The 21,968-nt window shown below is 74.1% G+C and carries 16 protein-coding genes; 14 read left to right on the forward strand and 2 right to left on the reverse strand.

Annotated features, from left to right (window positions below):
* Positions 1-9: 9 nt before the first annotated feature.
* Positions 10-324 carry a hypothetical protein gene (locus tag QSK52_RS18110; protein ID WP_285737102.1) on the reverse strand — a complete coding sequence of 105 codons (315 nt, stop codon included), beginning with the start codon at positions 322-324 and terminating at the stop codon, positions 10-12.
* A gap of 258 nt (positions 325-582) precedes the next feature.
* Here QSK52_RS18110 and groES point away from each other — a divergent pair, with 258 nt between their 5' ends.
* From groES to QSK52_RS18125, 3 genes are all read left to right on the forward strand, one after another.
* Positions 583-888, forward strand: coding sequence for a co-chaperone GroES (groES, locus tag QSK52_RS18115; protein ID WP_014136232.1), 306 nt, complete (start codon positions 583-585; stop codon positions 886-888).
* A 117-nt stretch (positions 889-1,005) separates the two neighbouring features.
* On the forward strand, positions 1,006-2,640 hold the full coding sequence (gene groL / locus QSK52_RS18120) for a chaperonin GroEL (protein WP_285737103.1): 1,635 nt from the start codon (positions 1,006-1,008) through the stop codon (positions 2,638-2,640).
* Between the two features lie 140 nt (positions 2,641-2,780).
* Positions 2,781-3,782, forward strand: a complete 1,002-nt coding sequence (locus QSK52_RS18125) for a LysR family transcriptional regulator (protein ID WP_285737104.1) — start codon at positions 2,781-2,783, stop codon at positions 3,780-3,782.
* A 94-nt stretch (positions 3,783-3,876) separates the two neighbouring features.
* Here QSK52_RS18125 and QSK52_RS18130 read toward each other — a convergent pair whose 3' ends face one another.
* Positions 3,877-4,203, reverse strand: coding sequence for a WhiB family transcriptional regulator (locus QSK52_RS18130; protein ID WP_285737105.1), 327 nt, complete (start codon positions 4,201-4,203; stop codon positions 3,877-3,879).
* A gap of 533 nt (positions 4,204-4,736) precedes the next feature.
* Here QSK52_RS18130 and QSK52_RS18135 point away from each other — a divergent pair.
* The 11 genes from QSK52_RS18135 to guaA all read left to right on the forward strand — a co-directional run bounded on the left by QSK52_RS18135 (position 4,737) and on the right by guaA (position 21,919).
* Positions 4,737-5,348 carry a response regulator transcription factor gene (locus QSK52_RS18135; RefSeq protein ID WP_014136228.1) on the forward strand — a complete coding sequence of 204 codons (612 nt, stop codon included), beginning with the start codon at positions 4,737-4,739 and terminating at the stop codon, positions 5,346-5,348.
* Between the two features lie 195 nt (positions 5,349-5,543).
* Entirely contained in the window at positions 5,544-6,287 is a 744-nt protein-coding gene (gene shbA / locus QSK52_RS18140) for an RNA polymerase sigma factor ShbA (protein WP_285737106.1), read from the forward strand.
* A gap of 276 nt (positions 6,288-6,563) precedes the next feature.
* Positions 6,564-8,066, forward strand: a complete 1,503-nt coding sequence (guaB, locus tag QSK52_RS18145; RefSeq protein ID WP_285737107.1) for an IMP dehydrogenase — start codon at positions 6,564-6,566, stop codon at positions 8,064-8,066.
* Between the two features lie 168 nt (positions 8,067-8,234).
* Positions 8,235-9,353, forward strand: coding sequence for a GuaB3 family IMP dehydrogenase-related protein (locus tag QSK52_RS18150; protein WP_030457373.1), 1,119 nt, complete (start codon positions 8,235-8,237; stop codon positions 9,351-9,353).
* Between the two features lie 326 nt (positions 9,354-9,679).
* A complete protein-coding gene (locus QSK52_RS18155) occupies positions 9,680-11,344 on the forward strand; it encodes a serine/threonine-protein kinase (protein ID WP_285737108.1) in 1,665 nt (554 codons plus the stop codon).
* Between the two features lie 182 nt (positions 11,345-11,526).
* Complete coding sequence (locus QSK52_RS18160) at positions 11,527-12,618, forward strand: protein kinase (RefSeq protein WP_285737109.1); 1,092 nt, start codon at positions 11,527-11,529, stop codon at positions 12,616-12,618.
* 156 nt (positions 12,619-12,774) lie between these two features.
* Positions 12,775-14,430, forward strand: coding sequence for a serine/threonine-protein kinase (locus QSK52_RS18165; protein ID WP_285737110.1), 1,656 nt, complete (start codon positions 12,775-12,777; stop codon positions 14,428-14,430).
* An 84-nt stretch (positions 14,431-14,514) separates the two neighbouring features.
* Positions 14,515-16,122: a succinic semialdehyde dehydrogenase gene (locus QSK52_RS18170; RefSeq protein WP_435053280.1), complete on the forward strand. Its 1,608-nt coding sequence runs from the start codon at positions 14,515-14,517 to the stop codon at positions 16,120-16,122.
* A 19-nt stretch (positions 16,123-16,141) separates the two neighbouring features.
* Positions 16,142-17,902, forward strand: a complete 1,761-nt coding sequence (locus QSK52_RS18175) for a GMC family oxidoreductase (protein ID WP_285737111.1) — start codon at positions 16,142-16,144, stop codon at positions 17,900-17,902.
* A 64-nt stretch (positions 17,903-17,966) separates the two neighbouring features.
* Entirely contained in the window at positions 17,967-19,574 is a 1,608-nt protein-coding gene (locus QSK52_RS18180) for a hypothetical protein (RefSeq protein ID WP_285737112.1), read from the forward strand.
* 758 nt (positions 19,575-20,332) lie between these two features.
* Complete coding sequence (guaA, locus tag QSK52_RS18185) at positions 20,333-21,919, forward strand: glutamine-hydrolyzing GMP synthase (RefSeq protein WP_285737113.1); 1,587 nt, start codon at positions 20,333-20,335, stop codon at positions 21,917-21,919.
* Positions 21,920-21,968: the final 49 nt, after the last annotated feature.

Here is a 21,968-nt window from a genome sequence, read left to right on the forward strand (position 1 = left end):
CGGCTCGGATCAGTGCGCCAGCACCGAGAACACCACCGCCGCCAGCGCGGGGGCGGCCAGCCCCACGGACAGCGGTGCGATCCGGTAGCCCCGCCGGACGGTCGCCACCACCGCCACCACCGGCACCGCCACCCCCAGCACCCCCACCGCCGCGCACAGCGCCACCAGCGCCCCGGCCCCGCCCCCGCGCTCGGACGCCTCGGCCAGCGCGAACACCGCCAGCACGAACGCGTGGGGCACCGCGCACAGCAGCGGCACCGACAGGGCCACCAGCCACACCGCGTGGAACGCGTCCCGCCCCGCGGACGGTCGTCTCGTCGTCATGGGCCGAGCCTGGCAGGGGATCCGGGCCGCCGCCTGAGTAGCCGTACTCGGGGGCACCCGGGTCGAACGGAAACTCGACCGCGACGTCGTTGGCACTCTGGTTGACTGAGTGCTAACAGCGTCCTAAGGTCGTCTCTGGCACTCCCCCCAGGGAGAGTGCTAACGCGATGAAGCGCGTCCGACCCCCGCGACGGCGGCCGCGAAGACTCGCCACCTACCTGTTAGACAACCCCGTAATCTCCGAAGGGGAGCTCGGACGTGACCACCAGCAGCAAGGTTGCCATCAAGCCGCTCGAGGACCGCATCGTGGTCCAGCCGCTCGACGCCGAGACCACCACCGCCTCCGGCCTGGTGATCCCGGACACCGCCAAGGAGAAGCCCCAGGAGGGCGTCGTCCTGGCCGTCGGCCCGGGCCGCTTCGAGGACGGCCAGCGTCTGCCGCTCGACGTCGCCGTCGGTGACATCGTCCTGTACTCGAAGTACGGCGGCACCGAGGTGAAGTACCAGGGCGAGGAGTACCTCGTCCTCTCGGCCCGCGACGTCCTCGCGATCATCGAGAAGTAAGACGTCCGCGCAGTAAAGACGTCCCAGCCCCGCCCCGGATCCGTGTCGCACCGACAGGGGCCCGGGGCGCGGTTGTTGCTCCACGCACGCAGACTGAACCCCTGAGGAAACGGGACCATGGCGAAGACCCTGCAGTTCGACGAGGACGCCCGCCGCTCGCTGGAGCGCGGCGTCAACAAGCTGGCCGACACCGTCAAGGTGACCATCGGCCCCAAGGGCCGCAACGTCGTCATCGACAAGAAGTTCGGCGCCCCGACCATCACCAACGACGGTGTGACCATCGCCCGCGAGGTCGAGCTCGACGACCCGTACGAGAACCTCGGCGCGCAGCTGGTCAAGGAGGTCGCCACCAAGACCAACGACGTCGCGGGCGACGGCACCACCACCGCCACCGTGCTCGCCCAGGCCCTGGTGAACGAGGGTCTGCGCAACGTCGCCGCGGGCGCCGGCCCGGCCGCCCTGAAGAAGGGCATCGACAAGGCCGTCGCCGCCGTCTCCGAGCACCTGCTCTCGGTGGCCCGCGAGATCGAGGGCAAGGACGACGTCGCCGCCGTCGCCTCCCTCTCCGCCCAGGACGCCCAGGTCGGCGAGCTGATCGCCGAGGCGATCGACAAGGTCGGCAAGGACGGTGTGATCACCGTCGAGGAGTCCAACACCTTCGGCGTCGAGCTCGAGTTCACCGAGGGCATGCAGTTCGACAAGGGCTACCTGTCGCCGTACTTCGTCACCGACGCGGAGCGCCAGGAAGCCGTCCTGGAGGACCCGTACGTCCTGATCAACCAGGGCAAGATCTCCTCCATCCAGGAGCTCCTGCCGCTGCTGGAGAAGGTCCTGCAGGCCGGCGGCTCCCGCCCGCTGCTGATCATCGCCGAGGACGTCGACGGCGAGGCCCTCTCCACCCTGGTGGTCAACAAGATCCGCGGCACCTTCAACGCGGTCGCCGTCAAGGCTCCCGGCTTCGGCGACCGCCGCAAGGCCATCCTCGGCGACATCGCCACCCTCACCGGCGGCCAGGTCGTCTCCGAGGAGGTCGGCCTCAAGCTCGACCAGGTCGGCCTGGACGTGCTCGGCACCGCCCGCCGGATCACCGTCACCAAGGACGAGACCATCGTCGTCGACGGCGCCGGCGCCTCCGACGCGGTCGCCGGCCGGGTCGCCCAGATCAAGGCCGAGATCGCCAACACCGACTCCGACTGGGACCGCGAGAAGCTCCAGGAGCGCCTCGCCAAGCTGGCCGGCGGCGTCTGCGTGATCAAGGTCGGCGCGGCCACCGAGGTCGAGCTCAAGGAGCGCAAGCACCGCCTGGAGGACGCGATCTCCGCGACCCGCGCCGCGGTCGAGGAGGGCATCGTCGCCGGTGGTGGCGCCTCGCTCGTCCACGCCGCGAAGGTCCTGGCGGACGGCCTCGGCCTGTCCGGCGACGAGGCCACCGGTGTCGCCGTCGTCCGCAAGGCGCTCGCCGAGCCGCTGCGCTGGATCGCCCAGAACGCCGGCCTGGAGGGCTACGTCATCACCTCCAAGGTCGCCGAGCTGGAGCCCGGCCAGGGCTACAACGCCGCCACCGGCGAGTACGGCGACCTGGTCAAGGCCGGCGTCATCGACCCGGTCAAGGTCACCCGCTCCGCCCTGGAGAACGCCGCCTCCATCGCCTCCCTGCTGCTCACCACCGAGACCCTCGTGGTGGAGAAGAAGGAAGAGGAGGAGGCCGCGGGCCACGGCCACTCGCACGGCGGCCACGGCCACAGCCACTGAGGCGCTAGCCGCCAGGCACTGAAGGGCGCGAGGAACTGCGCGACCGACCCCGCACTCCCGTGGTGCGGGGCTCGGACCGCCGGGACCTCGCGCCCTTTCGCGTGCGCGGGGCGCGCGGCGGGTTCCGTACAGTTGACCGCGTGATCGAAGCCCGCCACCTCCGCGTCCTGCACGCCGTCGCCCGGACCGGGTCGTTCTCCGCCGCGGCGCGGGAGCTGGGGTGCACGCAGCCCGCGGTGAGCCAGCAGATGAAGGCCCTGGAGAAGGCGGTGGACACCCCGCTGGTGGTGCGGGCCGGGCGGGAGATGCAGCTGAGCGAGGCCGGACGGGTGCTGCTGCGGCACGCGGACGGGATCCTCGCCGGGCTGTCGGCCGCCGAGGAGGAGGTCGCGGCGATCGCCGGGCTGCGGGCGGGCCGGGTGCGGCTGGTCTCGTTCCCGACGGCGAGCTCGACGCTGGTGCCGCGGTCGGTGGCGCAGGTGCGGGCGGCGCACCCGGGGGTGCGGGTCTCGCTGGTGGAGGCGGAGCCGACCCAGGCGCTGGCGATGCTGCGCGGCGGGGAGTGCGAGGTGGCGCTGGCGTTCCGGTACCCGGACTCGCAGGGCGGGCTGAGCCTGCCGTCCCCGCACGCGACGCTGCGTGAGGCGCGGGCCGAGGCGGCGCTGGAGGCGGCGGCGACGGCGGCCGCGAACGACTGGTCGGAGCTGGTGGTGCGCCCGCTGCTGGACGATCCGCTGGTGGGCCTGGTCCCGGCCGGGCACCCGCTCGCGGGCCGCGGCGAGGACGCGCCGGTGGACCTGTCCGAGCTGGCGGGGGAGCAGTGGATCGCGGGCTGCCCGCAGTGCCGGGGCCACCTGGTGGAGCTGTGCACGGACGCGGGCTTCGCGCCGTCGATCGAGTTCGCGACGGACGACTACCCGGCGGTGGTGGGCCTGGTGGGCGCGGGCCTGGGGGTGGCGGTGCTGCCGGGGCTGGCGCTGGAGTCGGTGCGGCACCCGGGGGTGGCGGCGGTGCCGGTGCGGGTGGCGTCGGGGGAGCCGGCCCGGCGCGAGGTGGTGGCGCTGACCCTGCCGGACCTGCTGGGGGTTCCGGCGGTGGCGCTGATGCTGGAGCAGCTCGCGGCGGCGGCCGCCGCCCGCTGAGCGCGGCGGCCGCCGGGGACGGGCGGGCGACGCGTCCGCGCGGTGCGTTCCGCTGCGGCGGGGACGGCCGTGGCGGGGGCGGGGCGGGCGTGGTTCAGCGGCGGATGGTCTGCGGCATCGCCAGCGGCACTTCGGCCAGCCGGTTGCGCGAGCGGCCGAGCAGTTCCTCGCGCTCGTCCTCGGTCATGCCGCCCCACACCCCGTAGGGCTCGCGGACGGCCAGGGCGTGGGCCGCGCACTGGGCGCGCACCGGGCAGCGCATGCAGACCTCCTTGGCGCTCGTCTCGCGGGAGGTCCGGGCCGCGCCGCGCTCGCCCTCGGGGTGGAAGAAGAGCGAACTGTCGACGCCGCGGCAGGCTGCGGAGAGCTGCCAGTCCCAGAGGTCTGCGTTGGGGCCTGGGAGGCGGGAGAAATCTGCCATGGCACGTTCCCTTCATGGCTCGGGACCTGGCTCCTCGGTCGCGGTCGTTGCGGCGAGGCTGCACGGGGCCGGTACGGACACCTGGAAATATGACTTACGCCCACTACACGGACAAGTCACCCACAGTCCGGCGAATCAGTCAATGACCCGACAGAAGCTATAAAAACGGACAAAAGGGGCAAGAGGTTTGAACCCGAATGCTGCACCGATCGGGTGTCCGGCCGGGCGCGGACCTCCTCCCGAGGGCGTGCAGGGCGCGCACACCGCGCGCGAGCTGCACAAAAGTGCGGCGCGTGCACCGCGAGGTGGCCCCTGCGTGATGGGTTGGCCACGTACAGTGGTGGAGATGGACGTGAAGCCGTAACTCATTCGAGTGACGGTCGTTGGATGTACGGAGGCGGTCAGAGGGCACGGGACATCGGGGACGGTCGCGCAGCGAGGCGATCGGAACGGGTCCGTACCGGGGCCGTGTCGGAGAGGTTCGTACCAGCCAGGAGGCTCAACGTGACGCGGATCAGCTGCGGAGGACGGTCATGACATCCGTACTCGTCTGCGACGATTCCCCGCTCGCCCGGGAGGCGCTTCGCCGTGCGGTGGCGACCGTGCCCGGAGTGGACCGGGTGACCACTGCGACGAACGGTGAGGAGGTCCTCCGCCGCTGGGTGGCCGACCGTTCCGATCTCGTTCTGATGGACGTCCGGATGCCCGGCCTCGGCGGGGTCGAGACGGTCCGCCGACTGCTGTCGGCCGACCCGGGCGCCCGGATCATCATGCTCACCGTCGCCGAGGACCTGGACGGGGTGGCCCTCGCGGTCGCCGCCGGGGCCCGCGGCTACCTGCACAAGGACGCTTCGCGCGCCGAGCTGCGGGCCACCGTCACCCAGGCGCTGGCCGACCCGACCTGGCGCCTGGCGCCGCGCCGGCTCCGCAGCCCGGACATGGGCGCCGCGCCGACCCTGACGGCCCGTGAGATCCAGGTGCTGGAGGGGATGAGCCACGGCCGTTCCAACGCCGAGATCGGCCGCGAGCTGTTCCTGTCCGAGGACACCGTGAAGACGCACGCCAGGCGGCTGTTCAAGAAGCTGGGCGCCTCGGACCGCGCGCACGCGGTGGCGCTGGGCTTCCGGTGGGGCCTGGTCCGCTGAGCGGACGCGCGAACTGCGCTCGCTCGGACGTGTGACGTTGTGGTCCCGAGGCTGCACCATGGAGTAGTGGAGCACCTCGGGGACCAGCGGACAGGCAGGGGAGGCGGCACGGTGCACGCGGCGACGGATAACGTTCCGATGCACAAGTCCGGACGCGGTGCCGCGTTTTCCGGCCCGACCAGGCACCATGGACCGATGCGTGACGACGAGGAGGCCGCCGGGCCCGACCCGGTGCAGCCCGCCCCCGGGGGTGCGGCTGCCGATCCGTCGTCGGCACCGGAGGGTGCGGTGAGCGGCTCCGACGACCGGGCGGCCGGATTCGACGACCCGTCGGGAGCGGCGCCCCGCCCGCCCGTCCTCGGCGCGGGGACGTCACCGGAGGTGGCCGAACTGGTCGCGGCGGCGGTCCGCGGGGACGGCCCGGCGATCGAGGCGCTGCTCGGCTACGTGCTCCCGCTGGCGCTGCGCTACTGCCGCGGCCGCCTGGTGCGGCTGCCCGGCGGGGCCCGGCACCACGTGGACGACGTGGCCCAGGAGGTCTGCGTCGCGGTGCTCTGCGCGCTGCCCCGCTACCGGGACACCGGGCGCCCGTTCGAGGCCTTCGTCTACGGGATCGCCGCGCACAAGATCGCCGACCTGCAGCGGGCCGCGATGCGCGGGCCCGGCTCGACCGTGATCCCGCCGGACGACCTGCCGGAGACGCCGGACGACTCGCTCGGCCCCGAGGAGCGGGCGCTGCTCTCCAGCGACGCCGAGTGGATCAAGGAGCTGCTGTCGTACCTGCCGGCCCGTCAGCGCGAGCTGGTGCTGCTGCGGGTGGCGGACGGGCTGTCGGCGGAGGAGACCGGCGAGGTGCTCGGGATGTCGCCCGGCGCGGTGCGGGTCGCCCAGCACCGGGCGCTGTCGCGGCTGCGGGCGCTGGCGGAGGAGAGCGGCTGAGTTCCGGCCCGCCCGCCGTCGGTGCTGCTGGACGCGCGTGGACGGTGGACGGTCGGTGTGCGGAAGAAGCGCGGGCGGTCGGGCGTTGTCAAGAGGGCGCGACGACCTACCCCGCGTCACCAGTACCATGGGGTATCGGCGCCTGGTCGGGTCGCCAAAGTTTCTCCGGTGCGCGCGGGGTTCCGTTGGAGGTTCCTCCAGTTGCCGGGCGTCTTGGCGGCCGATGACAGCCGGGCGCCCGTGCGCAGAACGACGGCCCGCCACGGAAGGTTCCCCATGTCTTACAACGCCGCCGGCGTACCCGAGAAGTTCGCGATGCTCGGACTCACGTACGACGACGTCCTGCTGCTGCCCGGGGCCTCCGAGGTGCTGCCCAACCAGGTCGACACCTCCTCGCGGATCTCCCGGAACGTGCGGGTCAACATCCCGCTGCTGTCGGCGGCGATGGACAAGGTCACCGAGTCGCGGATGGCGATCGCGATGGCCCGCCAGGGCGGCGTCGGCGTCCTGCACCGCAACCTCTCGATCGAGGACCAGGTCAACCAGGTCGACCTGGTGAAGCGCTCCGAGTCCGGCATGGTCACCGACCCGATCACGGTCGGCCCGGAGGCGACGCTGGCCGAGGCCGACGCGCTGTGCGCCCGGTTCCGGATCTCCGGCGTGCCGGTGGCGACGGCGGAGGGCAAGCTGCTGGGCATCGTCACCAACCGCGACATGGCCTTCGAGACCGACCGCAGCCGCAAGGTCGCCGACATCATGACCCCGATGCCGCTGATCACCGGCAAGGTCGGCATCTCCGGGGAGGACGCGGTGGCGCTGCTGCGCCGCCACAAGATCGAGAAGCTGCCGCTGGTCGACGACGAGGGCCGGATCAAGGGCCTGATCACCGTCAAGGACTTCGTCAAGGCGGAGAAGTACCCGAACGCCGCCAAGGACTCCGAGGGCCGGCTGCTGGTGGGCGCCGCCGTCGGCGCCTCCGCCGAGGCCTTCGACCGCGCCCAGGCGCTGGTCGGCGCGGGCGTGGACTTCCTGGTCGTCGACACCTCGCACGGGCACTCGCACAACGCGCTGTCCTGGATCTCCAAGATCAAGGCCGCCGTGCCGGTCGACGTGGTCGGCGGCAACGTCGCCACCCGGGACGGCGCCCAGGCGCTGCTCGACGCGGGCGTGGACGGCGTGAAGGTCGGCGTCGGCCCCGGCTCGATCTGCACCACCCGGGTGGTCGCGGGCGTCGGCGTCCCGCAGGTCACCGCGATCTACGAGGCCGCCCAGGCCTGCCAGGACGCGGGCGTCCCGATCATCGGCGACGGCGGCCTGCAGTACTCCGGCGACATCGGCAAGGCGCTGTGCGCCGGTGCCGACACCGTGATGCTCGGCTCGCTGCTGGCCGGCTGCGAGGAGTCGCCCGGCGAGCTGCTCTTCATCAACGGCAAGCAGTTCAAGTCGTACCGCGGCATGGGCTCGCTGGGCGCGATGCAGACCCGCGGGCAGGCGAAGTCCTTCTCCAAGGACCGCTACTTCCAGGCCGAGGTGTCCTCCGACGAGAAGCTGATCGCCGAGGGCATCGAGGGCCAGGTGCCCTACCGCGGTCCGCTGGCCGCGGTGCTGTTCCAGCTGGTCGGCGGCCTGCGCCAGACCATGGGCTACGTCGGCGCGGCCAACATCGGCGAGATGCAGACCAAGGGCCGGTTCGTCCGGATCACCTCGGCCGGCCTCAAGGAGAGCCACCCGCACGACATCCAGATGACCGTCGAGGCGCCGAACTACAACGCGCGCTAGGACCCCGGGGATCCGCCCGGGCCGCGGACCACCGCGGCCCGGGCGGATTTCCGCTGTTCCGGGGGGAGCGGGTGCGCCCCTGGCGGGGCGGGCGGGCCCGGTACGGGATACTTGGGGCGTGGCCGGGGTGACCCGGTCGGGAGATGGAAAGCAGCAGAAGGGCTCGAAGTGACTGAGATCGAGATCGGGCGAGGCAAGCGCGGCCGCCGGGCGTACTCCTTCGACGACATCGCCGTCGTCCCCAGCCGCCGTACGCGTGACCCGAAGGAGGTCTCGATCGCTTGGCAGATCGACGCCTACCGGTTCGAACTGCCGTTCCTGGCCGCGCCGATGGACAGCGTGGTGTCGCCGCAGCAGGCCATCGCGATCGGGCAGCTGGGCGGCCTGGGCGTGCTGAACCTGGAGGGGCTGTGGACGCGGTACGAGGACCCGCGGCCGCTGCTGGAGGAGATCGCCGCGATCACCGACGAGGCGGCCGCGACCCGGCGCCTGCAGGAGGTGTACGCGGAGCCGATCAAGGCCGAGCTGATCAAGGAGCGGATCAAGGAGGTCCGTGACTCGGGCGTCGTGACCGCCGCGGCGCTCTCGCCGCAGCGCACCGCCGAGTTCTCCAAGGCCGTGGTGGACGCCGGGGTCGACGTGTTCGTCATCCGCGGCACCACCGTCTCCGCCGAGCACGTCTCGGGCGCGGCCGAGCCGCTGAACCTGAAGCAGTTCATCTACGAGCTGGACGTGCCGGTGATCGTCGGCGGCTGCGCCACCTACACCGCCGCGCTGCACCTGATGCGCACCGGCGCGGCCGGCGTGCTGGTCGGCTTCGGCGGCGGCGCCGCGCACACCACCCGGAACGTGCTGGGCATCCAGGTGCCGATGGCGACCGCCGTGGCGGACGTCGCGGCCGCCCGCCGCGACTACATGGACGAGTCCGGCGGCCGGTACGTGCACGTGATCGCGGACGGCGGCGTCGGCTACAGCGGCGACATCCCCAAGGCCGTGGCCTGCGGCGCGGACGCGGTGATGATCGGCGCCGCGCTGGCCCGCGCCACCGACGCGCCCGGCCGGGGCTACCACTGGGGCATGGAGGCCGTCCACGAGGAGCTGCCGCGCGGCAAGCGGGTGCACCTGGGCACCGTCGGCACCACCGAGCAGATCCTGGCCGGCCCGTCGCACACCCCCGACGGCACGATGAACCTGTTCGGCGCGCTGCGCCGGGCGATGGCCACCACCGGCTACACCGAGCTCAAGGAGTTCCAGCGGGTCGAGGTCACGGTCAACCCCGGCCGCTGACCGCCCCGTTGAAGCCGGAGGGCCCCCGCCGTCACGCGACGGCGGGGGCCCTCCGGGTTTCGGCGGACGGCGGGTCCGGGAGTCGCCGGCCTCCTCCTGATCCTGCTGGAGCCGGCGAGGAGCACGACGGCGCCGTTCCCCGACCCGGCCGGCGCCGGCGGAGCCGCGTTCCGGGGCTCCGGTCAGGGGGGCGGGTGGCCGGACCGGTACGGGACAGGGGATGATGGGTGTCCGGCGTGCGACCGCCACCCTCGACGGTCCGACACGCCGTCAGGTCGCGGCGGGGTGCCCGCCGAGGGCCGCAACACCATGGGGAGAGCGCACCGATGACGCAGCCGCAGGAACCGACCGGCCGACTGCTGGCGGACCGCTACCGGCTCGGAGAGGTGCTCGGACGCGGCGGCATGGGCACCGTCTGGCGGGCCGAGGACGAGACGCTGGGCCGGATCGTCGCGGTCAAGGAACTCCGGATGACCGGCACCGTCGACGAGATCGAGAAGCACCGGCTGGTCGTCCGCACCATGCGCGAGGCCAAGGCCACCGCCCGGATCCGGCACACCGCCGCCGTCACCGTCTACGACGTGGTCGAGGAGGACGACCGGCCCTGGATCGTGATGGAACTGGTCGCCGGGCGCTCGCTGGCCGACGTGATCGCCGAGGACGGCGTGCTCACCCCCGAACGGGCCGCGAGGATCGCCCTCGACCTGCTCGGGGTGCTCGGAGCCGCGCACAGCCAGGGCATCCTGCACCGGGACGTCAAGCCGTCGAACGTGCTGATCGGCGAGGACGGGCGCACCGTGCTCACCGACTTCGGCATCGCCAGCGTCGAGGGCGACACCTCCATCACCTCCACCGGCATGCTGGTCGGCGCCCCCTCCTACATCGCCCCCGAGCGGGCCCGCGGCCGCCGGCCCGGACCGCCCTCCGACCTGTGGTCGCTGGGCGGCACGCTGTACGCGATGGTCGAGGGCGTCCCCCCGTACGACCGGGGCGACGCGCTGGCCACCCTCACCGCCGTGATGACCGAACCGCTCCCGGCGCCGCGCAACGCCGGGCCGCTGCGGACCGTCATCGAAGGGCTGCTGGAGAAGGAGCCGGAGCGGCGGATGGACGCCGACACGGCCCGTCCGCTGCTCGAACTGATCGCGGCGGGGAAGCCGCTGCCGGAGACCACGGCCGCGACCGAGGCCGAGGCCGAGGCCGCGACGGTGGTGGTCCCGGCCCCGGCCGAGGCCCGGGGGCCCGAGCGGACGGCCGAAGTGCCGCCCGCGGGCGGGCCGTTCGGTTCGCGGCGGCGGGCGGCGCTGGCCGGGGCCGCGGTGGTCGCGGTGCTCGCGCTGGTCGCGGTGCTGGTGGTGTTCTGGCCGAAGGGCGACGGCGGCGACGGGCGGGGCTCCGCGGACGCCGCCGTGCCGGTCCCGGCGCCGACGGCGGTCTCCGCGAGCGCCTCCGATCCGGCCTCCGCGGCCTCCCCGGCCTCCTCGGCCCCGGCGTCGGCCACCGGTTCCGGTTCGCCCTCGCCCTCGTCGACGGCCGGTCAACTGCCCGCCGGGTACCGGGTCTACAAGGACCAGTCCGGGTTCAGCATCACGCTGCCCGACTGGATGGTCGACCAGGGCCCCGACTACCGCGCCACCAGCCGGCGCTTCGAGGGGCGCGGGCTGCGCCTGGTCGTCGACTGGCAGAGCCCGGCCGGGGACAGCGCGCTGAAGGACTGGCAGGAGTCCGACCGCAACGCGAAGATGACCAACTACCGCAAGGTCCGGGTGGAGTCCGTCGCGTACCGGGACTGGACCAACGCCGCCGACTGGGAGTGGACGTACACCGGCAAGAGCGGCACCCTGCTGCACTCGCTCAACCGCGGCTTCGTCACCGGGAACGGCAAGTACGGGTACGCGATCTACTGGACCATGCCCGAAGAGGTGTGGACGGCGCCGGAGGGTTCGCTGGCCCGGCAGACCTCCTTCGAGAGCTTCCAGCCCGCCCCGTGAACACGGACGCCGCGCGGGGGCGGTGAGCGCCCGCGGCGGTCCGGGGGCGGCTCCGGCGCGCCCGGGCGGGGGTGCGGGAGTGGCGGGGCGGCTTCCGGCGGCGGCGGGGAAAGCGCGTACCGGACGGTGGCGGGGGCAGGCGGGAGCCGTACGCTGGCGGGACTACGGCGTGAGGAACAGGCATGCGAGCGGAGCCGGGTCAAGTGGTGGCCGGACGGTACCGGGTGACGGACCGTCCGGAGGACGGGGCCGGGGTGCTCGCGGTGGACGTCCACGGCGGGGCGCGGGTGCGGCTGTTCGGGCTGGAGCTGCCCGAACTGCTGGTGCCCGGGCACCCGGCGGGGGCGCCCGCGCCGTCGTACGGGCCGCGGGTGACGGCGCGGGTCGCGCAGGTCGCGGCGGCGGCGTCCGCGCACCCGCGGCTGCTGCGCGGGCTCGCGGCCGGACCCGAGGACGAGGTGCTGTGGGTCGCCGAGGAGGCGGTGCCGGGGGTGCCGCTGGAGCGGCTGGCGGGCAACGGGCCGGTCTCGCCGTACCGGGTCGCGGAGATCGGGGCGGACCTGGCGGGCGCGCTGCGCTCCCTGCACGAGGACGGGCTGACGCACGGGAACCTGACCCTGCGCACGGTGCTGGTCTGCGAGGACGGCGCGGCGATGCTCGGCGGGCTGCTGCTGGGCGCCGCCGAGGAGGAGCTGTGCGCGGCGCTGGGCGGCGAGGTGCCGCGCCGGGTGTACGAGACCCGGGCGCTGATGCTCGGACCGCTCGCCGAGCGCTGGGCGATCGACCCGGGCGCCCCCGCGGACACCTGGGCGCTGGGCGTGCTGCTGTACCGGCTGCTGACCGGCCGCGGCCCGTACCCGGAGACCGACCTGCCGACGCTGCTGGCGGCCGTCCGGGACGGGCGGCACCACCCCGCGGACGGCTGCGGGCCGCTGCGGCCGCTGGTGGAGCGGCTGCTGCAGCCGGACGCCGGGGCCCGGCCGGACGCGGTCGCCGTCCAGCGGGAGTTGCGCGACCTGCTGGTGTTCGCACCCGAACCGGGCCGGGACGGCCCGCCCGACCCGCTGCTGCCGGTGCCGCGGCCGCCGGCCGGTCCGCTGGTGCCGCGTCAGCGCGGCGGGCGGCGGGAGCGGGCGGCCGGGCGGGCGACGGGACGTCAGGGGCCGGTGCGGCAGCCGCGGGTGCCGCCGCGGCTGCTCGGGCCGCTGATCCTGGGGGGCGTGCTGGTGCTGCTGGTCGCGGCGCTCGCCGGGATCGTCGCCGTCGCAGGCTGAGAGCGTCCGGTCACGGTGCGACGCGTAGTCGGGTCGCGATTCCCGGGGGGCGCCGCGCCGCCTAGGCTGGCCTCCTGAACCGTCGGTGCGAGCAGGCAGACGGTCTGCCAGGACCCCGTCCGACCGGCGGTGGGGGAACGAAGGGGGGGACGGCCCATGGGCGCACAGGAGCAGTCGACCGGCCGTCTGCTGGCCGGGCGGTACGCGCTCGGCGAGCGTCTGGGGCGCGGCGGCATGGGGACCGTCTGGCGCGCCAGGGACGAGATGCTGGACCGGGACGTGGCGGTCAAGGAGTTGACGGTCAGCCACCTCTCGGAGGAGGACCTGGAGATGCTCCAGTCCCGGATGAAGCGCGAGGCCCGGGCCGCCGCCCGGATCAAGCACCCGGGCGTCATCACCATCCACGACGTGCTGGAACAGGACGGCCGGCCGTGGATCGTGATGGAGCTGGTGGACGGCCGCGCGCTGTCCGACGTCATCACCCAGGACGGCACGCTGACGCCGCGGGAGGCCGCCGACGTCGGCCTCCAGGTGCTCGCAGCCCTGCACCGCGGTCACCAGCTGGGGGTGCTGCACCGCGACGTCAAGCCCGCCAACGTGCTGCTGGAGCACGGCACCGGACGGGTCGTGCTGCTGGACTTCGGCATCGCCACGTTCGAGGGCGCGATGGACATCACCCGCCCCGGCGACCTGGTCGGCTCGCCCGACTACCTGGCCCCGGAGCGGGCCCAGGGCCAGCGCCCCGGGCCGGCCTCCGACCTGTGGGCGCTGGGCGCGACGCTGTACCACGCGGTGGAGGGCGAGTCGCCGTTCCGCCGGGACAACCCGCTCAGCACGCTCACCGCCGTCGTGGACGAGCCGCTGCCCGAACCGCGCCGGGCCGCCGGGCTCGGGCCGGTGCTGGCCGCGCTGATGGCCAAGGACCCGGCCGAGCGCCCCGGCGCCGACGAGGCCGGACGGATGCTGCGCGAGGTCGCCGACGGGCACACCGTCAGCATCCGGGTGCCCGAGCAGGCGGGCGGGTCCCGGCTGCCCACCCAGCTGGTCCCAATCGTCGACCGGACCGCGGAGTCGGCCGACCCCGCTCCGGACGCCGCACCGGCTCCGGAGGCCGAACCGGCCACCGTGCCCGTCCCGGCCGCGGCCGCCGAGCCCGTCCCGGCCCCCGCGCCGCCCCGGCGGCGCGGTCGGGCGGTGCTGTGGGCGGTGGTCGGCGTGCTGCTGCTCGCGGGCGCGGGCGGGGGCGCGTACTACCTGCAGCGGCACCGCGGCGGCTCGCCCGTCGTCCCGGGCCCGGTCGCGTCCGGGACGACCGGCGCGGACAACCCGCTGCCCAGTGACAGCCCGCTGCCCAGCGGCGCGCCCGCGCCCGCCGGGTACACCTGGCGGGACGACCCGGCCGGGTTCCGCTTCCTGCTGCCCACCAACGGCGACTGGGTGCGCACCGAGAAGAGCGGCGGGCAGATCTACTACACGCCGGACAACCAGGAGCACTTCCTGCTGTTCGCGGTCACGGTCGGCCAGCCGCTCTCCCCGCAGGAGCACTTCCTGCAGATGGAGGCCACGCTCAGCAAGAGCCTGAAGGACTACCAGCGCACCAGCCTCGCCATCGCCAAGATCAAGGGCGAGGAGGGCGCGGTGTGGGAGTTCAGCTTCGGCGCCAAGGACGCCCGGCGGCACGCCAAGGAGGTCGAGTTCCGGCGCAGCGACGGCACGGCGTACATGGTGTACATCTCCGGGCCGGAGAAGGACTGGGTGGACAGCCTGCGGCAGTTCACCACGGTGCTGAACAACTTCACCCCGACCTCCTGAGGCGTTCCGGCCGGAGCGCCGGGTTCCGCCTTTTGGTGTTACCGGCGGGTACACAAGTCGGGGTCCAGGGCCTAGGCTGCCCGCATGACGGAGAGCACGAGCCAGGTCCGGCGCAATCCTGCGGCGATGGGTGCGGCGCGCGGCGTCGCTTCGGCGGTCCCGGCGGCGCTGGTCGCCCGGCTGGCCAAGGGCGTCACCGCGTCCGGCGGGCAGCACGCGCAGACCCTCGCGCCGCTGACCGGCGAGGCGCTGGCGGAGCTGCCGCTGTCCTCGGAGCAGGACGTGGAGCGGGCGTTCGAGCAGGCCCGGCGGGCCCAGCCCGCCTGGGCCGCGCTGTCGGTGCGGCACCGGGCGGGCGTCCTGCTGCGCTTCCACGACCTGCTGCTGAAGCGGCAGGACGAGGTGCTCGACCTCATCCAGGCGGAGACCGGCAAGGCCCGGCTGCACGCCTTCGAGGAGGTGATGGCCGTCGCCTCGGCGGCCCGGCACTACGGCCGCACCGCGCACTCCTACCTGCGCGACCGTCGCCGCGGCGGCGCCGTGCCCGGCCTGACCAGCGCCGTGGAGGCCCGCCGCCCCAAGGGCGTGGTCGGGCAGATCTCGCCGTGGAACTACCCGCTGGAGCTGTCCGTCGGCGACGCGCTGCCCGCCCTGGTCGCGGGCAACGCGGTGGTCAACAAGCCGGACACCCAGACCGCGCTGACCGCGCTGTGGGCCCGCGAGCTGTTCGTCGAGGCCGGGCTGCCCCCGCAGGCCTGGCAGATCGTGCTCGGCGACGGCCCGGTGGTCGGCCCGCAGGTGGTCGAGCGCGCCGACTACGTCGCCTTCACCGGCTCCACCCGCACCGGCCGGGACGTCGCCCGGCGGGCCGCCGAGCGCCTGGTCGGCGCCTCGCTGGAACTCGGCGGCAAGAACGCCATGCTGGTGCTCGCCGACGCCGACCTGGACCGGGCCGCCGCGGGCGCCGTCCGGGCCTGCTTCTCCTCGGCCGGCCAGCTGTGCATCTCCATCGAGCGGCTCTACGTGCACCGCTCGGTCGCCGACGCCTTCCTCGCGAGGTTCGCCGAGCGGACCGCCGCGCTGCGCCTGGGCGGCGGCCTCGCCTACGGCGCCGACATGGGCTCGCTGGTCTCCGCCCGCCAGCTGGAGACCGTCACCCGGCACGTCGAGGAGGCCGTCAAGGCCGGTGCGAAGGTGCTGGCGGGCGGACGGGCCCGGCCCGACCTGGGCCCGCTGTTCTACGAGCCGACCATCCTGGACGGCGTCACCCCCGACATGGCGGTCTGCGCCGAGGAGACCTTCGGCCCGGTCGTCTCGGTCTACCGCTTCGACACCGAGGACGAGGCCGTCGCCGCCGCCAACGCCACCCCGTACGGCCTGAACTCCAGCGTCTGGACGAGGGACACCGCCCGCGGCCGCCGGGTCGCCGCCCGGCTGCGCACCGGCACCGTCAACGTCAACGAGGCGTACGCCGCCGCGTACGGCTCGGTGGCCTCGCCGATGGGCGGCATGGGCGACTCCGGGCTGGGGCGGCGGCACGGCGCCGAGGGCATCCTGCGCTACACCGAGGCGCAGACCGTCGCGGTGCAGCGGCTGCTGCCGATCGGCCCGTCGATGGGCATGGACGACCGGAAGTTCGCCGAGTTCTTCACCGCCGGCCTGAAGGCGATGAAGGCGTTCCGACTGAAGTAGCCAACCCAGGAGGGCAGCAGTGTCGTACGACTACGACGTCGTGGTGGTCGGTTCGGGCTTCGGCGGTTCGGTCGCGGCCCTGCGGCTGACCGAGAAGGGCTACAAGGTCGCCGTCCTGGAGGCCGGGCGCAGGTTCCGCCGCGAGGAGCTGCCCAGCACCTCCTGGAACCTGCGCGACTACCTGTGGGCACCCGCCCTCGGCCGCTACGGCATCCAGCGCATCCACCTGCTGCGCAACGTGCTGATCCTGGCCGGGGCGGGCGTCGGCGGCGGTTCGCTGAACTACGCCAACACCCTGTACGTCCCGCCGAAGGCGTTCTTCGAGGACCGGCAGTGGCGGCACATCACCGACTGGCAGGCCGAGCTCGCGCCGTTCTACGACCAGGCGCAGCGGATGCTCGGGGTGCGGCTCAACCCGACCATGACCCCCTCCGACGTGCACCTGAAGGCCGCCGCCGAGGCGATGGGCTGCGGCGACACCTTCCACCTGGCACCGGTCGGGGTGTTCTTCGGCGACGGGCAGGACGGCACCGGCGAGGCGAAGGCCGCGCCCGGCGGCGAGGTCGACGACCCGTACTTCGGCGGCGCCGGGCCCCGGCGCCGGGCCTGCACCGAGTGCGGGGAGTGCATGACCGGCTGCCGGCACGGCGCCAAGAACACGCTCACCGAGAACTACCTGTACCTGGCCGAGCGGGCCGGGGCCGAGATCCTGCCGATGACCACCGTGAAGCGGCTGCGCCCGCACGGCGAGGGCTACGCGGTCGACGTGCTGCCCACCGACGCCCGGACCCGGCGGGCGCGGCGGGCCGGGGCCCGCACGGTCACCGCCGAGCGGGTCGTGGTCGCGGCGGGCACGTACGGCACCCAGACGCTGCTGCACCGGATGCGCGAGGCCGGGCTGCTGCCGCGGATCTCCGCCCGGCTCGGCCACCTCACCCGCACCAACTCCGAGGCGCTGGTGGGCGCGCAGACCTCCACCCGGCGCTACGGGGAGCGCCCCGACTTCACCCGCGGCGTGGCCATCACCTCCTCGGTGCACCCCGACGAGAACACCCACATCGAGCCGGTCCGCTACGGGCGGGGCTCCAACGCGATGGGCGCGCTGTCGATCCAGCAGGTGTCCGGCGCCGGGCGCGGGCCGCGCTGGCTGCGCTACCTGGGCACCGCGGCCCGGCACCCGTGGACCTTCGTCCAGTCGATGAACCAGCACCGCTGGTCGGAGAAGACGATCATCGGCCTGGTCATGCAGTCCCTGGACAACTCGCTGACCGTCTCGCTGAAGAACGGGAAGCTCACCTCCCGCCAGGGCCACGGCGCCCCCAACCCGAGCTGGATCCCGGCCGCCGAGGAGGGCGCCCGGGCGCTCGCCGCCTCCATCAACGGCTTCCCCGGCTCCACCGTGGGCGAGATCTTCGACATCCCGCTGACGGCGCACTTCCTCGGCGGCTGCCCGATCGGCGACAGCGCCGACACCGGCGTCGTCGACCCCTACCACCGGCTGTACGGGCACCCCGGGATCAGCGTGGTCGACGGCTCCGCGGTCTCCGCCAACCTGGGCGTCAACCCCTCGCTGACCATCACCGCGCAGGCCGAGCGCGCCATGTCGATGTGGCCCAACCGCGGCGAGGCCGACCCGCGCCCCGAACCGGGCGCCGCCTACCGCCCGGTGCCGCCCGTCGCGCCGCTGCGGCCCGCCGTCCCCGCGGACGCGTTCGGCGCGCTGCGGCTGCCGCTGCTGGCCGTCCCCGAGGTGCCTCCCCGGGCCGCAGAAGGAGATTGACATCCCTTTACCCCCGGTGGGATAAACGGGCCCTCATCGCACGAAGCACCCTGGGGGACCGATCATGCCCATCTGCCCGTCCTGCGGAGCGGCCTCGGCCGACCCCGCGGTGACCTGCGCCAACTGCGGGAGACCGCTCGCCGCACCCGCGATCGGGGACGTGATCGAGGGCGCGGGCTCCGCGGGCACCGGTCCCTCCCCGTGGGGCGCCGGCCGGGTGCACCACACCCGGGAGACGCCGCTGCTCTCCCGCGGCTGGCTGACCGCGGGCCGGGTGCTGATCGCGCCGACCGCGCTGCTGCTCCTGGCCGCCGTGATCGGCGCCGCCAGCCAGGACGGCAGCGACGCCGCGGGAGCCAGCCTCGGCTGGTCCGCCAAGGGCTTCCAGACCTGGCTGACGCTGGCCCTCACCGCCTTCGGCGCGCCGCTGACCTCCCGGGTCCACTACACCGGGAAGTCCTCCTTCGCCGACGGCACGGACGCCGTCTCCACCAGCAGCACCCACCTGGTGATGTACCTGGTCGCCCTCGGCTGGCTGCTGCTGCTCTGGGCCGGCCTGCACCTGGCCGGCCGGGCCCGCCGCCGGGCCGGCGCCGTCGAGCCCACCGCCTCCGCCGCCGCCCTGCAGGCGCTGCGCACCGGGGCGCTGTCCGGCGCGGTCGCGCTGCTGCTGGGCTGGCTGGCCGGGCACGACGCGGGCCTCGGCGGGAGCCTCGGCTCGGACGACGACCTGTCGATGTCCATGGAGAACGGCATCGCGCTGCTGCCGCTCACGGTCTCCGCGGCGCTGGCCGCGGCCGCCCTGGTGCTGGCCGTGGACGGCGCGGCCGCCCTGCGCGCGGAGGCCGCCCGGCGCGGCTGGCTGGGCAGCCTGCTGCTCGCCTGGCAGCACGCCTCCCGGGTGATCGGCGGCCTGCTGGTGCTGCTCACCGCGGTCGCGCTGGTGGTGCGGCTCTCCTCCGACACGGTGTTCCCGGAGCACGGCTCGGGCCCGCTGGGCATGGTCACCAACGACGGCCTCCAGCTCTACGGCGTCGGCAGCGGCGCCACCGCCCTGGGCCTGGGCACCTTCGGCCTCCACCCGCTCTCCTTCTCGCTGTTCGACCTGGGCGGACGCGGCTGGGGCTGGTGGCTCACGGTCCTCCCGGTGCTGGCCGCCGCACTGGCGCTCGGCTGGTCCGCGCACCGCGGGCGGCTGTTCCACCGCGACCGGGCGGTGCTCGCGGGCCTGTACGCGGTGCTGACCGCCGCGCTGCTGCTCGGCACCTCGAGGTGGTACGACAGCTCCCGCACCAGCCCGAGCGGCAAGCACCTGAGCACCACCATGGACCTGGCCGGCTGGTCGCTGGTCTCGGTGCTGGTCTCCGCGCTCTGCTGGGGCGTGTTCGGCGCGCTGGTCGTGCCCGCCGTGCTCGACGCGCTGCGCCGCACCCGGGTGCCGCTGGCCCCGCCCCGCCCGGAGGTGCCGCCGGTGCCCGCCGTGCCGCCGCAGCCCGGCGCGCTGCCGCTCGTCCAGCCGGTGCTGCCCGGCCAGGGCGGCGCGGACCTGCTGGAGAGGACCCCGTACGGCTCGGTCGAGCTGGTCGTGGACGAGCCGCCCGCCCCCGCCGTCGCGCTCGGCAAGGACGACGAGGACCCGCACGCCGCGTTCCGCCGCCCCGCGGCGGACTGACCGGGCCGGGGACGGGTTCCGGGAAGGGCAAAGGGCCCCGCGGGGGAACGGGGCCCTTTGTCGCAGCACTCGGCGTCAGGGCCGCGCCGGTGCTGGGTGACGGCGCCGGGGGAGGAGCGCCGTCGCGGAAGGATGGTCACGGGCACGCGCCGGGGCCGGATCGGCCTCACGGAGCGTGAGAGCGGAGCCGCCCGCGCGAACGGGCCCTCCACGGCGGCGGGCGCACGGTGAGCGCCCCGTCCTCCCTGCATCGTCCTGGACGAGGGCCTTGCCGTGCAACCGATTCGGCGTAAATGAGCGGTGAGTCCGGAAGTGGACACGGCACGGGGAAGCGCCGGCCCGGCCGCCGGAGAGCGGTCACCGTCCGTGATAACGGCTTGCTGGGCGTACCGGGGCGTACGCCGGAGCGGGCGGCTGACTGAGGTGTGGCGGCCGGCACCGGTACCGGCCGCCACACCCCGGGTCCGCCCGGTCGCGGACGGGGTCGCTGTCCCCTGCTGACCCGACCGCGGCACCGGGGCGCGGTCCCACGGCGGGCCCGTGCCCGCCACGCGCACCCGGTGGACCGGAGATGATCCACGCGTGGTTCCGCCGCGCGGTGCCGCCCGCACCTGGAGGGTGCCGACGTTCCGCGCGGTCTCCCGGTGCAACGATTCGCCCGCCCGCGCGGTCACGGGCGGGCGGGCGGGCAGTCGGGTGAAAGCGTCCCGGTAGACTCGGGGGTGACACCCCTTGTACCGCCCGCCGGAAGGCCGTCCGTGTCCGCTGATACACCCGCCCAGTCCGTCCCCGAGAACGACACCGTCCTGGTCGTCGACTTCGGCGCCCAGTACGCCCAGCTCATCGCCCGCCGGGTGCGTGAGGCGCGGGTCTACAGCGAGATCGTGCCCAGCTCGATGCCGGTCGCCGAGATGCTCGCCAAGAACCCCAGGGCGATCATCCTCTCCGGCGGCCCGTCCTCGGTCTACGAGGAGGGCGCCCCGCAGCTCGACCGCGCGCTCTTCGAGGCGGGCGTGCCGGTCTTCGGCATGTGCTACGGCTTCCAGCTGATGGCCAAGACCCTCGGCGGCACCGTGGACAACAGCGGCGCCCGCGAGTACGGCCGCACCCCGCTGACCGTGACCCGCTCCGGCTCCACGCTGTTCGAGGGCGTCCCGGACCGGCACTCCGTGTGGATGTCGCACGGCGACGCCTGCTCGGCCGCGCCCGAGGGCTTCACCGTCACCGCCTCCACCGACGTGGTGCCGGTCGCCGCCTTCGAGAACGACGACCTCAAGCTGTACGGCGTGCAGTACCACCCCGAGGTGATGCACTCCGAGCACGGCCAGCAGGTGCTGGAGCACTTCCTGTACCGCGGCGCGGGCATCGCCCCGAACTGGACCACCACCAACGTGGTCGAGGAGCAGGTCGCGCTGATCCGCGAGCAGGTCGGCGACAAGCGCGCCATCTGCGGCCTGTCCGGCGGCGTGGACTCCGCGGTCGCCGCCGCCCTGGTGCAGCGCGCCATCGGCGACCGGCTGACCTGCGTGTACGTCGACCACGGCCTGATGCGCAAGGGCGAGACCGAGCAGGTCGAGAAGGACTTCGTCGCGGCCACCGGCGTCAAGCTGGTCGTGGTCGACGCCGAGGAGCGCTTCCTGACCGCGCTGAAGGGCGTCTCCGACCCCGAGCAGAAGCGCAAGATCATCGGCCGCGAGTTCATCCGGGTCTTCGAGCAGGCCCAGGCCGACATCGTCGCCGACGAGGGCCCGGCCGTGGAGTTCCTGGTCCAGGGCACCCTGTACCCGGACGTGGTGGAGTCCGGCGGCGGCACCGGCACCGCCAACATCAAGTCCCACCACAACGTCGGCGGCCTCCCCGAGGACCTGGAGTTCCAGCTCGTCGAGCCGCTGCGCAAGCTGTTCAAGGACGAGGTCCGGATGGTCGGCCAGGAGCTCGGCCTGCCCGCCGAGATCGTCGGTCGCCAGCCCTTCCCCGGCCCGGGCCTCGGCATCCGGATCGTCGGCGAGGTCACCAAGGAGCGCCTGGACCTGCTCCGCGAGGCCGACGCCATCGCCCGCGAGGAGCTGACCCTGGCCGGCCTGGACGCCGAGATCTGGCAGTGCCCGGTCGTGCTGCTGGCCGACGTCCGCTCGGTCGGCGTGCAGGGCGACGGCCGCACCTACGGCCATCCGATCGTGCTGCGCCCAGTCTCCTCCGAGGACGCCATGACCGCGGACTGGTCGCGCCTGCCCTACGAGGTGCTGGCCAAGATCTCCACCCGGATCACCAACGAGGTCAAGGACGTGAACCGGGTCGTCCTGGACGTCACCTCCAAGCCGCCGGGCACCATCGAGTGGGAGTGATCCCACCGGCAACCGTGTGACCGCGCCGCCGCTTCCCGCGCCAGGGGAG

The sequence above is a fragment of the Kitasatospora phosalacinea genome, assembly GCF_030268885.1.
In the GTDB taxonomy this organism is placed as follows: Bacteria; Actinomycetota; Actinomycetes; order Streptomycetales; family Streptomycetaceae; genus Kitasatospora; species Kitasatospora phosalacinea_C.

Excerpts from the sequence above, each read along its gene's own strand:
- QSK52_RS18110 (WP_285737102.1), bottom strand. The coding sequence starts at position 324 with ATGACGACGAGACGACCGTCCGCGGGGCGGGACGCGTTCCACGCGGTG.
- groL (WP_285737103.1), top strand. The coding sequence starts at position 1,006 with ATGGCGAAGACCCTGCAGTTCGACGAGGACGCCCGCCGCTCGCTGGAG.
- QSK52_RS18130 (WP_285737105.1), bottom strand. The coding sequence starts at position 4,203 with ATGGCAGATTTCTCCCGCCTCCCAGGCCCCAACGCAGACCTCTGGGAC.
- QSK52_RS18135 (WP_014136228.1), top strand. The coding sequence starts at position 4,737 with ATGACATCCGTACTCGTCTGCGACGATTCCCCGCTCGCCCGGGAGGCG.
- shbA (WP_285737106.1), top strand. The coding sequence starts at position 5,544 with ATGCGTGACGACGAGGAGGCCGCCGGGCCCGACCCGGTGCAGCCCGCC.
- guaB (WP_285737107.1), top strand. The coding sequence starts at position 6,564 with ATGTCTTACAACGCCGCCGGCGTACCCGAGAAGTTCGCGATGCTCGGA.
- QSK52_RS18155 (WP_285737108.1), top strand. The coding sequence starts at position 9,680 with ATGACGCAGCCGCAGGAACCGACCGGCCGACTGCTGGCGGACCGCTAC.
- QSK52_RS18160 (WP_285737109.1), top strand. The coding sequence starts at position 11,527 with ATGCGAGCGGAGCCGGGTCAAGTGGTGGCCGGACGGTACCGGGTGACG.
- QSK52_RS18165 (WP_285737110.1), top strand. The coding sequence starts at position 12,775 with ATGGGCGCACAGGAGCAGTCGACCGGCCGTCTGCTGGCCGGGCGGTAC.
- QSK52_RS18170 (WP_435053280.1), top strand. The coding sequence starts at position 14,515 with ATGACGGAGAGCACGAGCCAGGTCCGGCGCAATCCTGCGGCGATGGGT.
- QSK52_RS18180 (WP_285737112.1), top strand. The coding sequence starts at position 17,967 with ATGCCCATCTGCCCGTCCTGCGGAGCGGCCTCGGCCGACCCCGCGGTG.